Genomic DNA, 21,196 nt, shown 5'->3' with positions numbered 1-21,196 from the left:
TTAGGGTGAGGATGGTTTTACCCTTCGTTATGCATCTCTAAGTTTTCTACTTCATTTTGACGTTGAATGGCTTTCGAATCGTCATTACGCAGTGACTCAAGATACTCAAGATATTCGTGATCCACATCTTTGGTGACGTAGATACCGTTGAACACGGAGCACTCAAACTGAGTGATGTCCGGGTTCTCAACGCGAACCGCTTCAATCAGATCGTCCAGGTTCTGGAAGATCAAACCATCTGCGCCGATTAACTGGCGGATCTCGTCAACTTCACGGCCATGAGCAATCAGCTCGTTAGCGCTTGGCATATCAATGCCATACACGTTCGGGAAGCGAATTTCTGGCGCCGCTGATGCGAGGTACACTTTTTTCGCACCGGCTTCGCGAGCCATCTCGATAATCTGTTCAGAAGTGGTACCGCGAACGATGGAGTCATCCACCAGCAGCACATTCTTATCGCGGAACTCAGCGCGGTTAGCGTTGAGTTTACGACGCACAGATTTACGACGCAGCTGCTGGCCCGGCATGATAAAGGTACGGCCAACGTAGCGGTTTTTCACGAAACCCTGGCGATACGGTTTATCAAGAATTCGGGCGATTTCCAGCGCGATATCACAGGAAGTTTCAGGAATCGGGATAACCACATCGATATCCAAATCTTCCCACTCGCGAGCAATTTTCTCACCGAGCTTTTTACCCATCTCAACGCGAGCGCTATACACGGAAATCTTGTCGATAAAGGAGTCCGGGCGGGCAAAGTAGACGTACTCAAACAGGCAAGGATTGCTGGTTGGGTTGTCGGCACACTGACGCGTGAACAACTGCCCTTTCTCGGTGATATACACAGCTTCACCTGGTGCAACATCACGCAGGAATTCGAAGCCCAGCGTATCAAGCGCCACACTTTCGGACGCCACCATATATTCGGTGCGGCCATCGCCCAAATCACGTTTGCCCATGACCAGTGGACGGATGCCGTTCGGGTCGCGGAACGCGACCATACCGTGGCCGATGATCATGGCAACACAGGCATAAGCGCCGCGGATCTGGCGATTAGTCGCGGCAATGGCCGCAAAAATGTTGTCGGCTTCCAGCGGATAATTGCGGAAGTTATCCAGCTCGCTGGCGAAAATATTGAGCAGGATTTCAGAATCAGAAGTGGTGTTGATATGACGGCGCTTTTCTTCGAACAGCTTTTGGCGCAGTTCATGCGCGTTCGTCAGGTTGCCGTTGTGGGCAAGAGTAATACCGTATGGGGAGTTCACATAGAAAGGTTGGGCTTCAGAAGCACTGGAGCTACCCGCGGTCGGGTAACGCACGTGGCCAATCCCCATGTTTCCTTGCAAACGTTGCATGTGAACTGCACCAAACACATCGCTCACCAGGCCATTGGCTTTACGCAGACGGAAACAGTTTAAGGCATCAATGGTGACGATGCCTGCGGCATCCTGCCCACGGTGCTGAAGCACCGTTAACGCGTCATAAATCGACTGGTTTACCGGCATAAAACCGGCGATACCGACAATACCGCACATGTTGTCTTTTCCTCATTAAGCCACAACCCCCCGATACAATTACCGGGGCAAGAAACTTGACGAGCTTTGCAGATAGTCAAAGAACCATCTGATGATGAAACTGAATTGCGGGATAAGCTGCGACTTTTGCCAGTCGTCACTCTTGGAAAAACCAGTAAACGTATCAAGAAAGAACAGAATGGCGGCGACGATCAGCGCTCCACGTAAAGCACCGAAACAGATCCCCAACACCCTGTCTGTACCCGACAGGCCGGTTTTCTCAACCAGCGCGCTAATCACATAATTGACTATCGCACCGACGATGAGTGTCGCGATAAACAGTATCGCAATAGCTATTCCGTTTCGTACCAGTTCGTCTTCAAAGCCAGTGAACCAGACTGACAGGTAAGTGTAGTAATGACTGGCGACAAAGAAAGCACAACCCCAGGTTACAAGCGATAACGCTTCACGCACAAACCCACGAATAACGCTAATCAGAGCCGAAAAGCCGATAACTGCAATAATGGCGTAATCTATCCAGACCATGAACAAATCTCACGACAAATCGCCCTGACGTCCAGTTCGGGGCGCATTCTAACAGAAAAAGAAAACGTTTGCGTAGGGATTTCCTTCCCTCGCGTAAATAAATAATGGCGTTGAAAAAACGCTCAACGCCATTAAAAAAGTGCCTATTTTGGCGGGCTTGGGGGCTAAAACACCCCTCACCCTAGCCCTCTCCTTGAGGGAGAGGGAACTGTACGGTTTTCGCTCTCGCCTTTCCCACCTCCCCAGGGGGAGAGGGTCGGGGTGAGGGCAAAGAATGCCGCACTATCTTGGGGTGTAATTCATCACCACGCCGTTCAATCCTGAAAGAGAACTTAGCTCGCCTAACGACGCTTTGAGTTTGTCTTTCGATGCATCCGGCCCTACCAAAATACGAGTTACTTTACCCTGCACTGGTGTTGATGGTGACGTGTAAACACGGAACCCAGCGCCGCGCAGTTTACCAACAATTTCATTAACTTTGTCCGCATTTTTCAATGCACCAAGCTGTACAACATAGGCTTGCCCAGTTGGTGCCTTCTCTGCGGTTTCTTGCTTCGCTGGTTTCTCCGCGACTGGCGGTTCTTCGTTCATCATCGCCAGACGTTCTGCCGTTTGATCCGCAGCGGTTTTACTCTGTGGTTTTTCTACCGGTTTTGGCTTCTCAACCACTGGCTTAGGTTTAGGCTGTTCACGGGTGACGGGAACTTCATCAATACCTGCACCACTGTCTCCAGGAAGTGAAGCGATATCTAGTCCAGGTGCGGTCGCTGTACCCGCGCGCACCTCTTCAGCTGCACCTTCCGGTGGTTGTGAAGGGAGTGCCTGAGTCGCAGCAGGCAGCATATCAGGCTCATCGGTATCACCCGGTTTTGGAACCAGAGGAATAGCGGCAAACTCATCCTGATAATGCTTTTTCTGACCATCAAGCAGCCCTGGCAGGATAATGACCCCCAGTGCGACCAGAATAATGGTTCCGACTAATCGATTTTGAAACTTACTCGCCACCTGCTTTCTCCGCGTCCAGCGCTTCCATTACGTGGGCTACTGTATGAAATGAACCACACACCAGCACGGTATCATTTTCTGTTGCTGCCTTCATTGCAGCATACCAGGCCTGAGCCACTGTGTCGTAGACTTCACCCTGACCGAGATGTTCAATCAGCTGTTCAGCACTCGCACCACGCGGCCCTTCTAACGGTGCACAATACCAGCTATCGACTTGAGGGGACAAATTTGCCAGCGTACCGGCGATATCTTTATCGTGTAACATACCGATGACAGCTAGCACGCGGCCACGTTTTGGCAATTCTGCCAGCCGCCCGGCAAGATAAGCAGCCGCATGGGGATTGTGCGCCACATCCAGAATAACCAATGGCGCTTGCGAAATAATCTGGAATCGCCCAGGTAAAGCCGCCTCTTTAATCCCTTGAATGATAGCGCCAATACTCACATTCAGCTCGCTTGCACGCAGTGCTGCCAGCGCGGTTGCGGCATTCGGTTGAGGCACCAGTGGCAATGGTAATCCACTCAGTTCACCCAGCTTGTCTTTGAAGCACCAACTGTTCTCTTCAACGCTGAAAGACCAGTCCACGCCTCGACGTAGCAAGTGCGCGCCTTTTTCAGCCGCAACGTCAGCGATTGTCAACGGCATATCCGGCTCTCCAACCACGGCAGGTTTTCCACCACGGAAGACACCGGCTTTCTCACGCCCGATACTTTCACGGTCTGGACCCAGCCAGTCGGTGTGATCAAGGGCGATGCTGGTGACGACAGCCACATCAGCATCGACAATATTCGTCGCATCAAGGCGCCCGCCCAGGCCGACTTCAAGAATGACCACATCAACCGCCATCTGCTTAAACAACAGCAACGCAGATAAGGTACTGTACTCGAAATAGGTCAGCGAAGTTTCACCGCGCGCGGCTTCAATCTGAGCAAATGCCGCTGTATGGAAGGCCTCGTCCAACTCTTCGCTTTGGATGCGCACCCGCTCGGTATAGTGCACAAGATGAGGTGAACTATAAACGCCGACGCGGTAACCCGCCGCCATCAAGACTTTTTCCAGTGTGCGACAGGTTGTCCCTTTCCCGTTGGTCCCCGCGACAGTGAACACCGTCGGTGCAGGTTTCAGCACATCGAGCGTCGCTGCCACTTTTTTGACACGGTCGAGGCCAAGCTCGATGGTTTTCGAATGGAGATTTTCCAGATAACAAAGCCACGTGGCCAGGGGCGACGTGGCTTGAGGTGTTTGAGTTTTTTCCATGATGCCCGCTCTGCTAAAGCTCGAGAAATACGGTTCAAGAAAAAGGGCAGGACCTGTTCGGCCTGCCCTTATTAACAATCAGGCCTCGTGACCTTGTTCCGGTGCTTCCGGAACCACTATCGGTTCAAGCGGCGCTTCCGGATTTGGCGCTGGCTGATTTGTCAGTTTTGCCAGAACGCTTGCCAGTTTCAGGCGCATTTCTGGACGACGAACGATCATGTCGATCGCCCCTTTTTCAATCAGGAACTCACTGCGCTGGAAACCCGGCGGCAGTTTTTCACGAACAGTTTGTTCGATAACACGCGGACCTGCAAAGCCGATCAGGGCTTTTGGCTCAGCAATGTTGAGATCGCCAAGCATCGCAAAGCTTGCAGATACGCCGCCCATTGTTGGGTCAGTCAGAACCGAAATATACGGCAGACCGCGTTCCTGCATTTTTGCCAGTGCTGCACTGGTTTTTGCCATCTGCATCAGCGACATCAGCGCTTCTTGCATACGTGCGCCACCAGAAGCGGAGAAACAGATCAGCGGGCAGTTATCTTCCAGTGCCTGTTCAACGGCACGAACAAAGCGCGCGCCCACAACAGAACCCATAGAACCACCCATAAAGGCAAACTCAAACGCCACAGCAACAACAGGCATGTTATAGAGCGTACCTTTCATGACCACCAGCGCATCTTTCTCGCCAGTTTCTTTCTGGGCAGATGCCAGACGATCTTTGTATTTTTTGGAGTCTTTAAACTTGAGAATATCTTTTGGCTCAAGTTCACTACCCAACTCAAACAGCGAACCTTCATCTAACAGGCTGTGCAAGCGATCGCGCGCGGACATGCGCATGTGATGATCACATTTTGGGCAGACTTCAAGATTGCGTTCCAGTTCTGCACGGTACAGAACCTGGCCACAGCTGTCGCATTTAGTCCACACCCCTTCAGGGATACTCGCCTTACGGGTAGGGGTAATATTGCTCTTATTGAGAATTCGTTCAATCCAGCTCATTGATGACCTTTCTGCTTGAACCTGGTCGATGCCAGTTTTTCTGTGGCAGTGTGACCTGCCCCAGACCATAAATGGTGCTCATTAAAACATAACGGCTCGCGACTTTGGATAAAAAAGTGGTCGAACCGCGCGATGGGGTTACTTTTGCAGGCGTTTGGCTGCACGCTTGTGGCGAATAATTTCAATTACGCCAGGCAAAACCGACAGCACGATAATCGCTACAATCAATAATTTCAGGTTTTCCTGCACAATAGGCAAATCGCCAAACAGGTAACCTGCGTAGGTAAACAACAATACCCACAGCAACGCACCCGCTACGTTATACATCGCAAAATGACGATAGGACATGTGCCCCATCCCTGCGACAAACGGTGCGAAGGTTCGCACAATCGGTACGAAGCGCGCGAGGATAATCGTTTTTCCGCCATGACGCTCGTAAAAAGCGTGGGTTTTATCAAGATAACTGCGGCGGAAGATTTTTGAATCCGGGTTGCTGAAGAGTTTTTCACCAAACAGCCGTCCGATAGTGTAGTTTACGGCGTCGCCCACAATAGCGGCAATCACCATTAAAATCACCATGGTATGCACGTTCAGATCGTTTGTTGGCAATGCTGCCAGCGCACCCGCCACAAACAGCAAGGAATCGCCAGGCAAAAATGGCGTGACGACCAGACCGGTTTCGCAGAACAAAATCAAAAACAGAATGGCATAAACCCAGACACCATACTGCGCAACCAACTCAGCCAAGTGCACATCAATATGCAAAATAAAATCAATAATGAAGCGGATAAATTCCATCGTTATTTACCTGTCTCGGCTGGCGTCAGTCTGCCAAAAATAGTGGCCCCATCGGGGGTTTAGGCAATGCAAAATGTTCAGGGTAATCAACAGAAACTAAGTACAAGCCTTCTGCTTTTCCGGTCGCGGCAGCCAATTTACGATCTTTCGCCGCCAGCAATTCTGCCATCCAGGTTTCGGCCTGATTGCCACAGCCGATTTCCATCAGGCTGCCGACAATGTTTCGCACCATATGATGCACGAACGCATTGGCTTTGATATCCACCACCACGTAAGAACCGTAGCGCGTCACGTTAATGTGCATCAGATAGCGCCAGGGTGTACGCGACTGGCACTGCACCGCACGGAACGACGTAAAATCATTTTCACCCAACAAACACTGGGCTGCACGGTGCATACGGTCGGCATCCAGAGGGTGATAGAAATGCGTCACCCCCTGCCCCATTACTGCAGGTCGCAGCCGCTCGTTATAGATGACATAACGGTAACGACGCGCCGTGGCGCTGAACCGGGCATGAAAATCGTCCGGCACAGCTTTCACCCAACGCACCGCGATGTCTCCAGGTAAATTCGCATTTACCCCGAGCGTCCACGCCGCATCTTTACGCTGAACACGTGTTTCAAAGTGCACAACCTGGCCGGTCGCATGTACACCTGCGTCGGTACGACCGGCGCAGAACACACTAATCGGCTCGTCCGCCACTTTAGAGAGCGCTTTTTCAAGCTTCTCCTGCACGCTGCGCACTTCGTTCTGGCGCTGCCAGCCGTAATATTTGCTGCCGTCGTACTCAATGCCGAGTGCAATCTTATGAAGCGGGGTCTCGATCAACTCGTCGGACATTAGTACATGTACTCCTGCACTAATTTTTCAGCCGTTTTCACCGCCATCAGCGCGCCACCGAAACGGACGTTATCAGCCACAGACCAGAATTGGATCTGCTCCGGCATCCCGTAATCATTGTGGATACAGCCAATAGAAAGATGCGCGCTGCCAGAAGCATCAGAAACCTGTGTCGGGAACTCACCTTCTTCAGACACTTCAATGTCTTCAAACTGGCCAAACGCATCACGGGCTTCTTCTGCAGCCAGTGGACGCATCGCTTCGAAGTTCACCATCTGAGCGTGGCCATAAAACACCGGAGCCTGAACCATGCTCGCAGAAATCATGACACCTTCATCCTGCAGCACTTTACGCACTTCGTTCACGAGGCGTCGTTCAGCACGAACGCTGCCTTCAGCGTCTGGTACTAATGGCAGCATGTTGAATGCCAACTGGCGACCAAACAAATCTTCTTCTTCGATGGGCAAACCGTTTAGCAAGCGAGCGCTCTGCCCAGCCAGCGCATCGACCGCACTTTTACCACGGCCAGAAGCCGCCAGTAAATTAGTCACCTGAATACGTGACAAACCACCTTGTTCAATCAGCGGCTTCAGCGCTGTCAGCAACTGGCTGGTCAGGCTATCGGCAACGGCTACAAGATTACGATTGCGGTATTCACCCAATACGAATGGGTTCACATCAGGCACCACCAACGGCACATCATGTTCCATTGCGAACAGGCCGCTTGAGTCAATCACCAGGCAACCGGCGTTGGTGGCTTCTTCGGCAAAACGCGCCGAAGCTTCAACACCGGCGACGAAGAACGCGAGCTGAACCTGAGTCCAGTCAAATGATTCAGCATCCTGAACCATCACGGTTTTACCTTCATAACGAATGTTTTCACCTGCGCTTTCACTCCGCGCCAGGGCATACAAATCACCAACCGGGAACTGGCGTTCGGCAAGCAGTTCAATCACAGCTGCGCCTACGGCACCCGTGGCACCTAAAACGGCAATATTCCAGCCTTCAGACATGTTGGTTTACTCCAGACTTAATAAAACAGTGTCCCACCGGATTTCAGCCCAGCGGGACAAAAGAATAGGTTAGCGGGGAGTATGAGCCGCGCTAAAACCGAGTTTTTGCAGTGTTTGTGCCGCCGTTTCATCATCACACTGAATATGTAGTGACGACCATTCACGGCGTTCCAGGTAGTTTTTGCGTAGCTTGTCAAACTCACCAGGGATCCCCGCAACTTTACGCAACGGGGCATCATCGCGGCGCACATCATACACCAGATGAACCAGTCTTTTGAGTGTCGGCTGATCGAGCGGACCATGCAGAGTAATAGCGCCAAATTCGGGAGCTGGCAGCAAAGTGTCTAAAGCCACTTTTTGTTTCTGACCAATAAACTCACTGAATGCTTCAAAGACCTGAGTGGTGCCACGCGCTTTGCCTTCCAGCGTATAGCCTGCGATGTGCGCAGTACCAATATCAACGTTATCGAGTAATGCTACATTGAGCTCAGGCTCTGGCTCCCAGACATCCAACACCACGCTCAGATCCTGCCCTTTCTCAAGGCATTTCAGCAACGCGGCGTTATCGACCACCGGGCCACGGCAGGCGTTAATCAGAATAGTGCCAGGCTTTAGACTTGAGATCAGCTTTTCATCGGCAAGATGCAATGACTTGTACGGGCCGTCTTTGAACAATGGCGTATGGAACGTCAGCACATCCACTTCACGCACCAGCGTTTCCAGCGCCTGGAAATCACCCTCATCGCCGCGATCCGCACGTGGGGGATCGCACAACAGTGTCCGAACGCCGAAAGCTTCCAGGCGTGCCTGCAAACGTGAACCGACGTTACCCACCCCAACGATACCCACCGTACGGTCGGTCAGGTGGAAACCATCACGTTCAGCTAACATGAGCAGTGAAGAAAAGACGTACTCGACAACAGCGATAGCGTTACACCCAGGGGCTGCTGAAAAAGTAATGCCCGCGTGGGCAAGGTAGTTTTCGTCAACGTGGTCAGTACCCGCCGTTGCCGTACCTACAAACTTAATCCCCTTACCTTCGAGTAAATCAGCATTCACTTTGGTGACTGAACGCACCATTAACGCATCGGCATCCGCCAGTTCAGAGACTGGAATCGGGCGGCCTGGCACTGCAGTTACATCGCCCAGGCGACTGAACAATTCACGTGCATAGGGCATATTTTCGTCAACGAGGATTTTCACGTTACGCTACCTGTCTGTTAATCGTCGAGAATAAGCCTGATAGTGTGCCATAATCTGGCGTCCTGGCATACTTGAGCCGGGGATCGATAAAGGATTTTAGACTATGCAACCCATTCAGGGGGTGACAGCGCACCCTCCGGGGGAACCCCCCTCCACACCTTCAGCGGCCGGCGAACTTCCGCTTTCCACTCAGCAACGTACCGTTCTGGAACGTCTGGTCACGCGCCTTGTTGCACTCAGTCAGCAACAAAGTGCCGAAGTGTGGGCGGGACTCAAGCATGATCTCGGGCTAAAAAGTGAAACGCCTTTATTATCGCGTCACTTTCCGGCGGCTGAACAAAATCTCAATCAGCGCCTGGGCAATGCCCAGACAACTCACGCCAACCGCCAGGTCGTTCAACAACTTAGCGAGCTTCTGCCTCAAGGGAATAATCGCCAGGCCGTTAGTGACTATATTCGCCAGCAATTTGGCCAGTCTGCACTAAGCCAGCTCACGCCAGAGCAATTAAAAAGCGTCCTGACGTTATTACAAAATAACCAGTTGGCGATCCCGCAACCGCAACAGCGCCAGGCGACCGATCGCCCGCTGCTTCCGGCTGAGCATAACGCGTTAAATAAACAGGTTGCGAAGCTGGCTGCCGCGACGGGCGAGTCAGGTAAGCTAATCTGGCAGTCGATGCTTGAGCTGTCCGGGGTTAAAACGGGCGATCTGATCCCAGCAAAACACTTCACTTTGCTGACCACATGGCTCCAGGCGCGTCAAACATTGAGCCAGCAGCATACGCCGACACTGCATACCCTCCAGGCCGCGCTTAAACAACCACTGGAACCTGCTGAATGGAAAGAAATTACCGATTACTCCCTACAGCGTTTTCAAGCAACGCCTCAGACATTACTGACCACCGCGCAGGTGCAGGATATTTTGAATCAGGTGTTTTTGAAGCGGGCAGAACGCCTGCCAGCAGCACTTGAGGTTCATCATGTTCAACCCATCGCCAGCCCAATATTGTCGCCGTTTATCGAGCCGATGAAGTTGATCAGTGCTCACCCAGGAATGGCCTTTGTCGCATTGATTGTGGTGATGATTTTACTGTGGATAGTGATATAGCAGATTGCCACCCCGCAAAGGGTGGCAAAGATCACTTGCGGAAAGCGATCAGCGTAACAATGATGCCCACTACCGCGGATATCGCCCCTGCCAAAAATACTGAAGGATAACCCATTGATGTCGCTAACAATCCCGTCAACGGGCCAGCGACACCGTAAGAGATATCCTGAAACGCAGCATAGCCACCCAGTGCTGTACCACGCACTTGTGCTGGAACGCGTTTTACCACTTCAACCCCGAGCGCCGGGAATATCAGCGAACAGCCGCAACCCGTGAGTGCGGCCCCCATTAACGCAATGCCCGCCCCCGGTGCTTGCCATAACAACACTAACCCAACAGTTTCTATTACCAGCGAAATCAGTGCCACACGTACGCCGCCAAAACGGTCAGGCATCCAGCCAAAGAGCACACGCATCAGGACGAAAGCACCACCAAATGCGGTGAGCGTGAAACCAGCCCAGGCCCAGCCATTAGCTGCAAAGTAGAGCGAAACAAACGTGCCAATAACGGCAAAACCCACGCCCTGCAATGCCAGGCCCAATCCAGGTTTCCAGATAAGTCCAATGACCGCAAACAGAGACGGACGATCGCCTTTATGCGCAGGAACGGCGCGAACACGACCATTGAACGCCCAGGCTACCAATGGCAACGCAATCGTCGAGACACCCAGCGCGACAAAACCCCAGTGGCTATTCAACAGCAACCCCAGAGGCGCGCCAGCCGCTAATGCGCCATAAATCGCCATCCCATTCCAGGACATCACTTTCCCTGAGCGCGCCGGGCCAACGAGCCCCATACCCCAGGTGAGATTGCCGGTCAGCAACTGGCTTTCACCAAAACCAAGAATCAAACGACCCACAATCAGCAAACCAAATTTTGCCATCGCATCTACAGGCAACAATGCCGCCAGCAGATAAGCAACGCCCGCGAATGCGCAGGCGCACATTCCCTGCAACGTCGAACGCTTCGCACCTTGCTGATCGGCCAATCGCCCTGCGTAACCACGCGTTAAAACCGTTGCGAGGAATTGAATCCCAACAGCAATCCCCACCATGGTGTTGCCATAGCCGAGTTGGTTGTGAACAAAAAGTGGGATAACTGGCAGCGGCAAGCCAACAGTCATATAAGTGAGAAACACCGCAAAGGTGATGTTAAATAAAGACTTGTTTTCTGATCGGCTATTTTTTAGCTGAGAATCAATCAATGCAGACATACTGCTTACTCCATTTATTGCAGAGTAAGGCGAGGAAACCACCACGCCCTTTCCCTCTGAACGTTCAGATTAAAGGTGCGTTGGTTGACGTTGAACGCTTACGCATTATCAAAATGATAATGTTGAGGCGTGAATAGTGCCTTCGGTGATTGATACTGTCAATAATTGTAAACAGCAAAAAAAACGGGGCGCCATTGGCACCCCGTTAGGATCTATCACTTTCTGCGATAAATTAAGCAGTCACTTTACGCATCACCAGAGTGGCGTTAGTCCCACCGAAACCGAAGCTGTTAGACATCACAGTGTTCAGTTTGCGCTCAGTCGTTTCAGTCACGATGTTCAGACCAGCAGCCTGCTCATCCAACACTTCGATGTTAATGCTTGGCGCGATGAAACCGTGCTCCAGCATCAGCAGAGAGTAGATAGCTTCCTGAACGCCTGCGGCACCCAGAGAGTGGCCAGTCATCGCTTTGGTCGCGGACATTGCTGGTGAGTTATTACCGAAGACTTCCTTGATTGCGCCCAGTTCTTTCACATCGCCAACCGGCGTAGAAGTCCCGTGGGTATTCAGGTAGTCAATCGGAGTATCAACACCGTGCATTGCCATCTTCATGCAACGCACCGCGCCTTCACCTGATGGAGCAACCATGTCTGCGCCATCGGACGTTGCGCCATAGCCAACGATTTCAGCGTAGATGTGTGCGCCACGAGCCAGAGCGTGCTCCAGTTCTTCAACCACAACCATACCGCCGCCGCCTGCGATAACGAAACCGTCACGGTTTGCATCGTAAGTACGGGAAGCTTTAGTCGGGTCTTCGTTGTATTTGGTAGACAGTGCGCCCATTGCATCGAACTCACAGGCCATTTCCCAGCACAGCTCTTCGCCGCCGCCAGCAAATACGATGTCCTGCTTGCCCAATTGAATCTGCTCAACAGCGTTACCGATACAGTGCGCAGAAGTCGCACAGGCGGAGCTGATGGAGTAGTTCACACCGTGAATTTTGAACGGAGTCGCGAGGCATGCGGAAACCGCAGAACCCATCGCTTTGGTCACAACGTAAGGACCCACCGCTTTCAGGCCGCGCGGGCTACGCATTGCGTCTGCACCGAACACCTGAGATTTAGAAGAACCACCGGAACCTGCAATCAGGCCAACACGCGGGTTGCTTTGATAAACTTCTTCTTTCAAACCAGCATCTTCAATAGCTTGCTGCATTGAAAGGTAAGCATAGACAGAGGCATCGTTCATGAAACGGACCACTTTACGGTCAATCAGGCCGGTGGTGTCCAGTTTAACGTTACCCCACACGTGGCTGCGCATTCCAGAATCTTTGAATTCTTGAGAGAAAGTGATCCCCGGGCGACCTTCACGCAGAGATGCCAGGACTTCCTGCTGGTTGTTACCGATGCTGGAAACAATGCCCAGACCAGTAATCACTGCACGTTTCATTCAATACCTCTTCTACTGCACGGTTTAGGATTTCGACAGGCACAATAGCGTACACTTGTACGCCGAACAAGTCCGATCAGACAAATCGGCCTGAAATTTGCGCCGCTTCGCACACATCGTTACTATCCTTTCACTGCCTGCCAGACGAGTAACTTACGTGAAACACGCCCCAATACAACCAGCCAATCTGGGCTTTAACGAAGAAGGTACACCTGTATCCCGAGAGTTCGACGATGTGTACTTCTCTAATGATAATGGACTGGAGGAAACTCGTTATGTCTTTCTGGGTGGAAACCGCCTGTTAGAACGATTTTCCACTCACGATCGCTCGCTGTTTATCGTTGGAGAAAGCGGTTTTGGTACGGGACTTAACTTCCTGACGTTATGGGAAGCTTTTGCTGATTTCGTCCAAAAAGAGCCAGATGCCACCCTCCAGCGCCTGCACTTTATTAGTTTTGAAAAATTCCCGCTCACGGCGGATGATTTACGCGCTGCCCATGCCCATTGGCCTGAACTGGCACCTTTTGCTGAGCAATTACAGCAACAATGGCCATTGCCGATAGCCGGTTGTCATCGCCTTTTACTGGCGGACGGACGCGTCACACTCGATCTTTGGTTTGGTGACATTAACGAACTGATACCGCAATTAGATGACACGTTAAATAATCAGGTTGATGCGTGGTTCCTCGATGGTTTTGCACCGTCAAAAAACCCGGATATGTGGACGCCGCAGCTATTTAACGCGATGGCAAAACTGGCTCGTACTGGCGGCACGCTGGCCACATTTACCTCCGCTGGATTTGTCCGTCGGGGCCTTATTGATGCCGGTTTCACGATGACTAAAAGCAAAGGCTTTGGTCGCAAGCGGGAGATGCTCACGGGTATATTGGAAAATGAGCTGGAAACCCCACCCCGCACGCCGTGGAACGCCCGCCCTGCCGCGCAAAGCAAAGAGGTCGCCATCATTGGCGGTGGCGTTGCCAGCGCCCTGCTCTCTCTGGCGTTACTGCGCCGTGGATGGCAAGTCACCTTGTATTGCGAGGATGAAGCCCCGGCACTGGGTGCCTCCGGTAATCGTCAGGGCGCACTTTACCCATTGCTGAATACGCACGACGCCGCACTGGCAACCTTTTTCAGTGCTGCTTTTACCTTTGCCCGTCGCTTGTATGACTCACTGCCCGTCGAATTTGACCATGACTGGTGCGGCGTCACGCAATTAGGTTGGGATGAAAAAAGTCAGCATAAAATTGAGCAAATGCTGAGTCTCGAATTACCGGATGCGCTCGCACACGCGGTCGATGCACAAAGCGTGGCTCAACAATGTGGTGTGGAAATCGGTTATGGCGGCGTAAGTTACCCGCTCGGTGGCTGGTTATGTCCGGCTCAACTCACCGCAGGCGTGCTGTCACTCGCAGAAAAGATGGGGCTAAAAACGCATTACCAGCATCGGGTGGAAAACCTGACACTGACTCCGGACACATGGCAGTTGTCATTTACAGAACATGCACCGCAGCAACATGCAGCAGTGGTGTTAGCCAATGGCTACAAAATCAATAGATTCTCACAAACCGAAAAAATGCCGATCTCCGCCGTGGGCGGCCAGGTGAGCCATATTCCGACGACGGCAACGCTCTCGGCATTACGCCAAGTATTGTGTTACGACGGCTATCTGACGCCACAAAATCCGAAGAATCAGCAACATTGCATCGGTGCAAGCTATCATCGTGGCGTGGAAGAGATGCTCTATAACGATGAAGATCAGCAGCATAACCGTCAGCGTTTAATTAACTGCCTGCCGGAAGTGCAATGGCCGCAAGAAGTGGATGTTTCCGCCGGAGAAGCACGTTGCGGTGTACGCTGTGCATCACGCGATCATATGCCAATGATTGGCTCCGTTCCTGACTACAACGCCACACTTGAAGCGTATGCAACGCTTGTTGAAAGCCGTGAAAATGCCATAACTGCACCGGTTTATCCGAATTTGTTTATGCTGGCGTCACTCGGTTCGAGGGGGCTTTGCAGCGCGCCACTGGCAGCAGAGATTCTGGCAGCACAAATGAGCGATGAACCTGTCCCAATGGATAGCGAAACGCTTGCGGCGTTAAATCCTAATCGATTTTGGGTGCGGAAGTTACTGAAGGGAAGAGAAGTGAAATAAGGGATGTAGGGTGGATAAGCGTAAGCGACATCCACCCTTTGCAACTAAAACTGCGCTTTCTGGTACAAATTATCCCACATCCCCAACACTAAAGACTGGTCGCGCGGCGAAAGCTCACCCGCTTGAATAGCTTTCTCTAAGCTATTTGACACCGCTGTGTGAAGCGCATCCGGGCTGTGGTCTTCACCGTGTTCCAGGTCCGCTACCGCCAGAGTCAGGTGGCCACGCAGATAACCGCTGGCAAACAGTTCGTCATCACTGGCTGTCTCAACCATCTCATCAATTAGCGCCAGAATGCGTGTCTCAAATTCCGCGATCATCGTACTTCCTCTTTTTTCTGCAGGTAATTAGTTTAAATCTTCCGGCCACGGAAACTGCTCCGCTGCCAACGGCGGCGTTTTATAAAACGCTCGCAACGCTTCAATCAATTTTGCCGTACGCGCCGGGATGCCCTCTTGCAGGTAAATCATGACCTGAGCATGAACCCGACGTTGGAATGCAATCCTGTCCGGGTCAACATCCCCGCTCAGGTTGTCGCAACTCACATTGAACGGGAAATTTGCCGCCATGCACAGTAACCATTCCTGCGCCTGCGGTTTAACTTCCACATCTTCGAACTGACTCTGTGTTTCGGCATCACGCCCGTCCGGGCAATACCAATAACCAAAATCCACCCGTTCACGGCGAGCTTTACCCGCGATGAGCCAGTGAGAAATCTCATGCATTCCGCTGGCGTAATAGCCATGAGCGAACACCACGCGGTGATAAGGTATTTCCTCATCTGCTGGAAGATAGATCGGTTCGTCGTCGCCTTTAATCAGACGTGTATTAAATTCATCTTTAAAGCAGTTATCGAAAATGTCGATAAGTTCCTGATAATGGTGTTCTGTCATCGTTGCTGTTGTCATCTTAAGCTACCCCCAACCACTGGAGGATCTCCGTTCCATGGCTATCAAATAAGAGTTTGGCACTCATCACCGCCGAGACAATAACAATCATCGGACGGATCAGTTTTTGCCCTTTACTCAGTACCAGACGCGATCCCATACGCGCCCCTAAAAACTGCCCCACCATCATCACAAAACCGGTTCCCCAAATCACTTTCCCACCGATGATAAACAACAGCAGACCACCCAAATTGGAGGTCGCGTTTAACACTTTGGCGTGAGCGGTCGATTTGGCAAGATTAAAACCGCAGAGCGTGACGAATGCCAGCGCATAGAAAGAACCCGCACCAGGGCCGAAGAAACCGTCGTAAAACCCGACGCAACCACCCGCGACCAACGCAAATGGCAGGCCGTATAAACGGCGTTGTCTGTCCTCTTCTCCGAGTTTTGGCATCAGCAAAAAATAGAGGCCGATACCGATAACCAACACGGGCAGGATTTGCCGTAGCACGTCGGACTGCACATGCTGAACCAGTAATGCACCACTGGTTGAACCGATGAAGGTCATCAGAATATTGAGTTTCTGATCCTTCAGATTCACCACTTTTTGACGAACAAAGTAGATAGACGCTGAAACCGAACCACCGCACGCCTGGAGCTTATTGGTTGCCAACGCCTGAGCGGGTGACATCCCTGTTGCCAATAACGCTGGGATAGTTAACAAACCACCACCACCCGCCAGTGCATCAATGAACCCCGCCAGTAGAGCAACAAAAAACAGCACCACCAGCATCAGGGGGGAAACCATAAACCATTCCATTAGCTCATCCGTTAGAGAACATGCTCATCAAGTAAAGCCTGACAAGAGGCCGGTATTGGGGGAGGTGTTTTTTTCTTCGGTGGCGTGCTGCCCGGAGCGGGTGGCGCAAACCAACTTTGTAGTTCAGCACCACAGCCGTCGCCAGGCGGCGGTAGCGGTTGATCTTCACACTCAAGGCTATCTGCCGGGCAACGCAGGCGGACATGCATGTGTGCACGATGCTGGAACCATGGGCGAACTTTGCGCAACCAGTCACGATCGGCCCCCGCATCAAGACAGAGTTGCTGTTTGATAGCAGGATTGACGAATATGCGCGTGACATCGTTATCTTTGGCGGCAAGCTTAATCAGGCTACTAATTTGTGGTTGCCATAAATTCGGCACCACATGCCGATTATCGCTGGCGACTAAATCCAGTGCTTGCGGTTTGAGTAGCTGAGCTGAAGTCCAGCGCGCTTTAGGAAGTTGCAGGAAAATGTCCACGTCCAGCCCGCTTTGATGGCTGGCATGGCCGCTGTTAAAACGCCCCCCCGCCGCCATGCCCATATCACCAATAAGCACGGTACCCAAGCCAAGTTGTGTCGACTGATTGCTGAGGCGCTGGATAAACGACACTAAATCAGGATGCCCGAAATAGCGACGTTGGTCCTGTCTCATCACCTGGTAACGGGGATCATTGAGCGGTAACTCGTGGGCTCCAACGATACAACCGTTAGAAAAAGCACCGATGGATTGCGGGCTACCCGCAATCGGATGACTAATTTTCTGCCACGGTGTCGCAGCAAAAGTAGCGGCGCTGACCAGTAATGCCAGCAGCCCCACGAGCGTTTTTTTCATCGCATTACCAGCGCGGTAAAGGGAAAGTAACATCAGCATTTTGAGCACGCTGACGCAGCATATGGTCCATCAAAACAATCGCCAGCATCGCTTCGGCAATCGGCACAGCACGAATACCCACACAAGGATCGTGGCGGCCACGCGTTACCATCTCCACTTCTTCGCCTTCGCGATTGATGGTGCGGCCCGGAACCATGATGCTGGACGTTGGCTTCAGCGCCATATTCGCGACAATTTGCTGGCCACTGCTGATGCCACCCAGAATGCCGCCAGCGTGATTGCTCTGGAAGCCTTCTTTGGTAATTTCGTCGCGGTTCTGGCTGCCACGCAGGTTAACTACGCCAAAACCATCGCCGATTTCCACGCCTTTCACCGCGTTGATACTCATCAATGCATGGGCAATATCGGCATCCAGGCGGTCGAAAACGGGCTCGCCAAGACCTGGCGGCACATTATCAGCTACCACGGTGACTTTTGCACCGATAGAATCGCCGTCTTTTTTGAGCGCGCGCATCAGTTCGTCAAGAATTTCGATTTTATCGGGATCGGGACAGAAGAATGGGTTCTGCTCAACGTGTTCCCAGTCTTTAATTTCCAGCGGCACATCGCCCATCTGCGTCAGACAGCCGCGAATAATAATGCCGTATTTATGTGCCAGATATTTTTTAGCAATAGCCCCAGCGGCCACACGCATTGCGGTTTCACGCGCGGAAGAACGGCCACCGCCACGGTAATCGCGCAGACCATATTTTTGTTCGTAGGTATAATCAGCGTGCCCAGGACGGAACACATCTTTAATCGCACTGTAGTCCTGCGAGCGCTGATCGGTGTTTTCAATCAGTAAACCGATGCTTGTACCCGTGGTCACCCCTTCGAATACACCGGAAAGGATCTTCACCTGATCAGGTTCACGACGTTGCGTGGTGTAGCGGGAAGTGCCTGGACGGCGGCGGTCGAGATCGTGTTGTAAATCGGCTTCGGTCAGCTGAATGCCTGGCGGCACGCCATCCACGATACAACCCAACGCCACACCGTGAGATTCACCAAATGTCGTTACGCGAAATACTTGTCCAATTGAGTTACCAGCCATCTTTCACGGCTCCTTACCGTTGTCGTTTTTCGTTGTGTTGTTAATCAAGTGTGTTGTGAGCAAATGAAGACGGGCCTAACGGCCCGCCTGTACTGATCAATCTTTATAGATGCTGAAGTGTTCACGCGCGTCGATCAACTGCGCTTTGGTCAGCATAAAGACGCCGTCCCCGCCGTTGTCGAACTCAAGCCACGTAAACGGCACATCAGGGTACTGATCCATCAGATGCACCATGCTGTTCCCGACTTCACAAATCAGGACGCCGCCATCAGCGAGGTAGTCCGGAGCACATGCCAGAATACGACGTGCCAGTTTCAGACCATCGCTGCCCGCAGCCAGACCCAGCTCAGGTTCGAAGCGGAATTCGCCTGGCAGATCAGACATATCTTCTGCATCCACATACGGCGGATTGGTCACGATAATGTCGTACTGCACTTTTGGCAGGTCGCGGAACAGGTCGGAACGAATTGGTGTGACCTGGTTTTCCAGGCCGTGCTCGGCGATGTTTTGCTCGGCAACCGCCAACGCATCCACAGAAATATCTACCGCGTCCACTTCTGCATTTGTGAACTCATACGCGCAAGCAATAGCAATACAGCCGCTGCCGGTACACATATCAAGAATATGCAGCGGTTCCTGATCGTACAGGCCCGCAAAGCGGTTAGTGATAAGCTCACCAATCGGAGAGCGCGGCACCAGCACGCGTTCATCAACATAAAATTCATGACCGCAGAACCAGGCTTTGTTGGTGAGATAAGCGACCGGAATACGCTCATTTACACGGCGAATAACGCGTTCAACGATACGATGGCGTTCGCTTGGCGTCAGGCGTGCCGTACGCATATCTTCAGGAATATCCAGCGGCAGATAGAGGCTTGGCAGCACTAACTGAACGGCTTCGTCCCACGGATTATCGGTGCCGTGTCCATACCAGATGTTGGCGGCGCTAAAACGACTTACTGCCCAGCGCAGCATATCCTGAATGGTGTGCAGTTCATTCACTGCCTCATCGGCGAAAATTTTATCCACGTTGCCCTCCGCAGGCCGTTCACGCTAATTCAATAATCGATTAGTTTGCCATGAAGACCGCGACAAATCAGCATTTCAATTACTGTCACTGCGGGGAAAGTTCCGTTTTATTTAGTGATGGACGGCAAACCAGGTAAACTGGCGACAAAACGAATGCGAGACAAGAAAAAGATGAAAAAGAAAACTCCGCTCAGCGTTGATGAAAGGAACCTTTTCCGTGATTTGATGAGCGGCACGAAAAAATTGACTCAGGACACCATTGTTCATCGTCCGATGCGTAAGAAAGTCCAGGAAGTCCCGGTGAAACGGCTGTTACAAGAGCAAGCCGATGCCAGCCATTATTTTTCCGATGAATTCCAGCCACGGTTGGCAACGGAAGGTCCGACGCGATATGTGCGCGAGGACGTCAGCCATTTTGAGCTTAAAAAAATTCGTCGGGGAGATTATTCGCCAGAATTGTTCCTCGATTTGCATGGTCTGACACAGTTGCAAGCAAAACAGGAATTAGGGGCGTTGATCGCGGCCTGTCGCCGTGAACATGTATTTTGTGCAAGCGTCATGCATGGGCATGGCAAACACATTTTGAAGCAGCAAACGCCGCTGTGGTTGGCGCAACATCCACATGTCATGGCATTTCACCAGGCGCCAAAAGAGTATGGCGGTGATTCTGCATTGTTGGTGTTGATTGAAATTGAAGAGTGGCTGCCACCGGAGTTACCGTAGCACTGAGCTGCCTGATGCCCTCACCCCGCCCCTCTCCCACTGAGAGAGGGAGAAAACATCAGATGCCCCGGCCGTCGCCACAAACAGAAAGAGCCGCTTATCGCGGCTCTTTTTACTTCATGCTTACGGCTTTCAGATAGCTTTAGCTATCTTCAAATTGCACGGACTCATCTGCCAGTTGAACACACCTTTCCCGGTTTCAGGATCAAGTGTGACATTGGCAATAGCTGAGGTACTGAACATCGGAGGTGTCTCTTGTGGACAGAGCTCAGACACCAGGTAACCGACCAACGGCAAGTGGGAAATCACCAATGCCGATTCAACGCCTTCATTTGCCAGGGCTTGCAGGTAATCACCCACCAGTCCCACATCGCCGCACGGCGTCAATTCCGGCAGAATGTCTTCTTTACCTGGAAGAATCAGTGCTTCCCGCACAACATCCAGGGTTTGTTCGGCTCGCAGGTAAGGGCTCACCAGAACACGTTCGATATCCGCTACTTGACCTTTCAACCAAGTCGCCATTACTCGGGATTCATCACAACCACACTGGGTGAGTGGACGTACCGAGTCGCTGGCGGCATCGAGTGCTGCGTCGCCGTGACGCATGATAAAAACTTGCATATTGCACCGCTTTTGTTAACCAGGAATGCTTGAATTCCCCTGAAACTTGAGAGGAGAAATTCAGCAGCCGGGCATTGTGCCTTA

Annotated in this window: 21 protein-coding genes; 3 read left to right on the top strand and 18 right to left on the bottom strand. The window is 52.0% G+C overall.

The window, feature by feature from the left end; translation table 11 throughout:
• Positions 1-17: 17 nt before the first annotated feature.
• The 9 genes from purF to pdxB all read right to left on the bottom strand — a co-directional run bounded on the left by purF (position 18) and on the right by pdxB (position 9,177).
• Complete coding sequence (purF, locus tag OH773_RS06255) at positions 18-1,535, bottom strand: amidophosphoribosyltransferase (RefSeq protein ID WP_270144018.1); 1,518 nt, start codon at positions 1,533-1,535, stop codon at positions 18-20.
• A 39-nt stretch (positions 1,536-1,574) separates the two neighbouring features.
• Positions 1,575-2,060 (bottom strand): colicin V production protein, encoded by a 486-nt coding sequence (cvpA, locus tag OH773_RS06250; RefSeq protein ID WP_120064052.1) that lies wholly within the window; start codon positions 2,058-2,060, stop codon positions 1,575-1,577.
• A gap of 282 nt (positions 2,061-2,342) precedes the next feature.
• The gene (gene dedD / locus OH773_RS06245) at positions 2,343-3,065 is read right to left on the bottom strand and encodes a cell division protein DedD (RefSeq protein ID WP_270144013.1); all 723 of its coding nucleotides are present in this window, start codon (positions 3,063-3,065) and stop codon (positions 2,343-2,345) included.
• A complete protein-coding gene (gene folC, locus OH773_RS06240) occupies positions 3,055-4,323 on the bottom strand; it encodes a bifunctional tetrahydrofolate synthase/dihydrofolate synthase (RefSeq protein ID WP_270144011.1) in 1,269 nt (422 codons plus the stop codon). The genes dedD and folC overlap by 11 nt, the downstream gene beginning before the upstream one ends.
• 78 nt (positions 4,324-4,401) lie before the next feature.
• On the bottom strand, positions 4,402-5,322 hold the full coding sequence (accD, locus tag OH773_RS06235) for an acetyl-CoA carboxylase, carboxyltransferase subunit beta (RefSeq protein WP_270144009.1): 921 nt from the start codon (positions 5,320-5,322) through the stop codon (positions 4,402-4,404).
• A gap of 138 nt (positions 5,323-5,460) precedes the next feature.
• Positions 5,461-6,120 carry a DedA family protein gene (locus tag OH773_RS06230; RefSeq protein WP_270144006.1) on the bottom strand — a complete coding sequence of 220 codons (660 nt, stop codon included), beginning with the start codon at positions 6,118-6,120 and terminating at the stop codon, positions 5,461-5,463.
• Positions 6,121-6,145: 25 nt separating this feature from the next.
• Positions 6,146-6,961 carry a tRNA pseudouridine(38-40) synthase TruA gene (gene truA, locus OH773_RS06225; protein WP_270144004.1) on the bottom strand — a complete coding sequence of 272 codons (816 nt, stop codon included), beginning with the start codon at positions 6,959-6,961 and terminating at the stop codon, positions 6,146-6,148.
• A complete protein-coding gene (locus OH773_RS06220; RefSeq protein ID WP_270144002.1) occupies positions 6,961-7,974 on the bottom strand; it encodes an aspartate-semialdehyde dehydrogenase in 1,014 nt (337 codons plus the stop codon). The genes truA and OH773_RS06220 overlap by 1 nt, the downstream gene beginning before the upstream one ends.
• A gap of 69 nt (positions 7,975-8,043) precedes the next feature.
• Positions 8,044-9,177, bottom strand: coding sequence for a 4-phosphoerythronate dehydrogenase PdxB (pdxB, locus tag OH773_RS06215; RefSeq protein WP_270144000.1), 1,134 nt, complete (start codon positions 9,175-9,177; stop codon positions 8,044-8,046).
• A gap of 103 nt (positions 9,178-9,280) precedes the next feature.
• On the opposite strand from pdxB, the gene flk reads away from it, so the two are divergent.
• Positions 9,281-10,285, top strand: a complete 1,005-nt coding sequence (flk, locus tag OH773_RS06210) for a flagella biosynthesis regulator Flk (protein ID WP_270143998.1) — start codon at positions 9,281-9,283, stop codon at positions 10,283-10,285.
• A 31-nt stretch (positions 10,286-10,316) separates the two neighbouring features.
• Here the strand turns inward: flk and OH773_RS06205 are convergent, their stop codons facing one another.
• Both OH773_RS06205 and fabB read right to left on the bottom strand, forming a co-directional pair.
• Positions 10,317-11,498, bottom strand: coding sequence for an MFS transporter (locus tag OH773_RS06205; RefSeq protein WP_270143996.1), 1,182 nt, complete (start codon positions 11,496-11,498; stop codon positions 10,317-10,319).
• A 232-nt stretch (positions 11,499-11,730) separates the two neighbouring features.
• A complete protein-coding gene (gene fabB / locus OH773_RS06200; protein ID WP_183270044.1) occupies positions 11,731-12,948 on the bottom strand; it encodes a beta-ketoacyl-ACP synthase I in 1,218 nt (405 codons plus the stop codon).
• Between the two features lie 157 nt (positions 12,949-13,105).
• Between fabB and mnmC the strand changes: the two genes are divergently transcribed.
• Positions 13,106-15,106 (top strand): bifunctional tRNA (5-methylaminomethyl-2-thiouridine)(34)-methyltransferase MnmD/FAD-dependent 5-carboxymethylaminomethyl-2-thiouridine(34) oxidoreductase MnmC, encoded by a 2,001-nt coding sequence (gene mnmC, locus OH773_RS06195; protein ID WP_270143993.1) that lies wholly within the window; start codon positions 13,106-13,108, stop codon positions 15,104-15,106.
• Positions 15,107-15,150: 44 nt separating this feature from the next.
• On the opposite strand, the gene OH773_RS06190 is transcribed toward mnmC, so the two are convergent.
• The 6 genes from OH773_RS06190 to prmB form a co-directional block, all read right to left on the bottom strand.
• A complete protein-coding gene (locus OH773_RS06190; RefSeq protein ID WP_183270046.1) occupies positions 15,151-15,426 on the bottom strand; it encodes a YfcL family protein in 276 nt (91 codons plus the stop codon).
• A gap of 27 nt (positions 15,427-15,453) precedes the next feature.
• A complete protein-coding gene (locus tag OH773_RS06185; RefSeq protein ID WP_270145707.1) occupies positions 15,454-15,999 on the bottom strand; it encodes an elongation factor P hydroxylase in 546 nt (181 codons plus the stop codon).
• A gap of 16 nt (positions 16,000-16,015) precedes the next feature.
• A complete protein-coding gene (locus tag OH773_RS06180; RefSeq protein WP_270143990.1) occupies positions 16,016-16,813 on the bottom strand; it encodes a sulfite exporter TauE/SafE family protein in 798 nt (265 codons plus the stop codon).
• Positions 16,814-16,824: 11 nt separating this feature from the next.
• Positions 16,825-17,649 (bottom strand): penicillin-insensitive murein endopeptidase, encoded by an 825-nt coding sequence (gene mepA / locus OH773_RS06175; RefSeq protein WP_270143988.1) that lies wholly within the window; start codon positions 17,647-17,649, stop codon positions 16,825-16,827.
• A 4-nt stretch (positions 17,650-17,653) separates the two neighbouring features.
• Positions 17,654-18,739 carry a chorismate synthase gene (gene aroC, locus OH773_RS06170; RefSeq protein WP_270143986.1) on the bottom strand — a complete coding sequence of 362 codons (1,086 nt, stop codon included), beginning with the start codon at positions 18,737-18,739 and terminating at the stop codon, positions 17,654-17,656.
• Positions 18,740-18,835: 96 nt separating this feature from the next.
• On the bottom strand, positions 18,836-19,768 hold the full coding sequence (gene prmB / locus OH773_RS06165) for a 50S ribosomal protein L3 N(5)-glutamine methyltransferase (RefSeq protein ID WP_270143984.1): 933 nt from the start codon (positions 19,766-19,768) through the stop codon (positions 18,836-18,838).
• A gap of 171 nt (positions 19,769-19,939) precedes the next feature.
• Between prmB and smrB the strand changes: the two genes are divergently transcribed.
• Positions 19,940-20,491 carry an endonuclease SmrB gene (smrB, locus tag OH773_RS06160; RefSeq protein ID WP_270143981.1) on the top strand — a complete coding sequence of 184 codons (552 nt, stop codon included), beginning with the start codon at positions 19,940-19,942 and terminating at the stop codon, positions 20,489-20,491.
• Positions 20,492-20,623: 132 nt separating this feature from the next.
• On the opposite strand, the gene sixA is transcribed toward smrB, so the two are convergent.
• A complete protein-coding gene (gene sixA, locus OH773_RS06155; RefSeq protein ID WP_183270052.1) occupies positions 20,624-21,112 on the bottom strand; it encodes a phosphohistidine phosphatase SixA in 489 nt (162 codons plus the stop codon).
• Between the last annotated feature and the right edge of the window lie 84 nt (positions 21,113-21,196).

The sequence above is a fragment of the Buttiauxella sp. WJP83 genome, from assembly GCF_027594725.1.
Taxonomy (GTDB): Bacteria; Pseudomonadota; Gammaproteobacteria; order Enterobacterales; family Enterobacteriaceae; genus Buttiauxella; species Buttiauxella selenatireducens.
This window is presented reverse-complemented; position numbering and strand designations above follow the sequence as displayed.